The organism is Pseudactinotalea sp. (assembly GCF_048594945.1).
Taxonomy (GTDB): domain Bacteria; phylum Actinomycetota; class Actinomycetes; order Actinomycetales; family Beutenbergiaceae; genus Pseudactinotalea.
The window spans coordinates 1-1,911 of the sequence record NZ_JBMDXJ010000080.1 but is presented as its reverse complement, the minus strand read 5'-3'; the positions used below and the strand labels follow the sequence as shown (position 1 = coordinate 1,911).

Annotated in this window: 3 protein-coding genes; all 3 read right to left on the bottom strand. The window is 63.8% G+C overall.

What is annotated here, in order from left to right; all coding sequences use genetic code 11:
* Positions 1-256, bottom strand: a 256-nt coding sequence (locus tag ACOJSN_RS03615; RefSeq protein WP_420111144.1) for a hypothetical protein, incomplete at its 3' end; no start/stop codon positions are given.
* A 144-nt stretch (positions 257-400) separates the two neighbouring features.
* On the bottom strand, positions 401-823 hold the full coding sequence (locus tag ACOJSN_RS03610) for a hypothetical protein (RefSeq protein WP_420111143.1): 423 nt from the start codon (positions 821-823) through the stop codon (positions 401-403).
* 146 nt (positions 824-969) lie between these two features.
* The coding region (locus ACOJSN_RS03605) for a hypothetical protein (protein WP_420111142.1) at positions 970-1,911 on the bottom strand (942 nt) is incomplete at its 5' end.

Genomic DNA, 1,911 nt, shown 5'->3' with positions numbered 1-1,911 from the left:
AGTAGCAGCTGTTCCGCTTGCTGCTCTCGTGGTGACTCTCCTCGATGGTGTCGCCCGGAGGGAAAAGGGGCGTAAGTCCCAGCGCGTCGGTGGAGACACCACAGACACTCTCCGGGATTGCGTAGTTGACTTGAGCGGTGGGGCCGTCCGGTTCTTGCGCTTCTGATGAGCATGCGCCCATGCCTGTCACGCACACGGTCAACAGTGCTGCTTGTGAAACGGCCCTTCCCCGGCCGATGCGCGGTGCGTTGTTCATGATTCCCCCTCGCCGGTGGGGTCGGGTGGTTCGCCAGTTCGCGGTCACCGTGATCGGTGGCCTGGGCGGGGATGTCCTGCCAGTGGCGGCCGTCCCTGGTCCCTCACCGGTGTGCGCAAGTCCGCGGGCCGGGGTCTGCGGACGTCACTCTGCGGCCTGGCTTCCGAGGATGTTGCAATATTGCTGGGCGTGTTCCGTGACGGGTTGGATGAGTTCTGATACCAGCTCCAGCGCGAGGTCCTCGTCGTCCGGATACCGGATGATGACGGAAGTGAAGTAGGGGCGAGTCTCGCCCTCGAATGTGCAGTCGGTCACGGCGCTCGCCAGCCCTGGCCACGCGTATGCTTCATAGGGGCCGGGAACAGCGACGGCTTCTTGTTCGGGGTAGCTCCGCATTCCGTGAGCGAGCGGAGGTTCCGCCACTCCTCGATCGGTGTGGAACTGGGCGATGACTTTGATGACGGTCACCATGTCGACGAGATACTGGCAGGTGAATTTTCCACTATTTACAACGACATAATTATGGTCAAAATCAAGGCGCTCCCCTGGAATGAAGATCGGCTCCATGTCGACATCGAGTGGTGGAATGTCGCAGAGGCTCCGAGGTATTTCGTACAGTCGCTCCGATTTCCCTCCGGCCTCACTCCACGTGCAACCCCCGATAGATAGAAGAGTCAGAAGCGCGCCTGCGCCGGCAGCCCAGTGCTTCGCGGTCAATTGCTTGCTCCCTTCGTGCGACCCGTTTCGTGGGCAATGTTGGCGCGGTGCCTGGCTGCGTCCTTGTATCGTTCTGCGTCTATGTGATCGGGGAGTGGGTCTCCGTACCTGTTGTGCAGGGCGGCTTCGACTGCGGTTGCGGCTGCCTTCTCGTTCTGTACTTCTGAGTCGTAGCGTACTTCTGCTCTCTCGTTGGCGGCGTTCCGCGCCTTCTCTTCTTCCAGTCCCTTGTAGAGCTCGGCGTTGATTTCGTCAAAGATCTTGGCGGTGGCGGTTCCTGCGAAGGGGAGGTTCTTGGTGGCGGTGTCGGAGATGGTGTTGAGGAAGCGCTCGGACCATTTCTTCCGAGTGGAGAGGGAGCCCTCGTCCATGACCCCTCTATGGGCCGACGCGGCCCGGGATTCCGCCATGATGCCCGCGGTGACCGACCCCGGGGTCACCGCCCGTTTGATGGGTTCGTCCGGGTCGTCGTTGTCCATTGCCTGTTCGACGGCGAGTCCGGTCTGGGCGCTGGAGGCGCCTTCGATGGCGGCGAAGGCGTCCTTGTCGAGGGCGAGTTGGTAGAGCAGTCGTTCGGTGTTGGGGAGGTCCGTGCGGGGCTGGTCGGGGCGGTTGGGGATGTCGCTGTAGTCGCCGAGGGTGGTGTGGACGACGGCGATGTGTTCGGCGGTGACCATGCCGATGCGGGAGGCGCGGTAGGCGTGGTCGCCCTTGGGCGCGAGGAGGTGGGTGCGGTCCTCGTAGTAGCGGAAGACCTCGATGGCGATGGCCTGCTGTTCCCGGGTCGGTGGGTCGGTGGCCAGGGATTGGTCGGCGTCGGGGGTGCGGCCGGTGGTGGCGGCGACGAGGGCGTCGGTGAGGCCGTGGCGTTCGGGGTTGGAGGGGGTGAGGGGGTATTCGGGGCCGGGACGGGCGCCGTCCTCGTCCTCGCCTTGGAG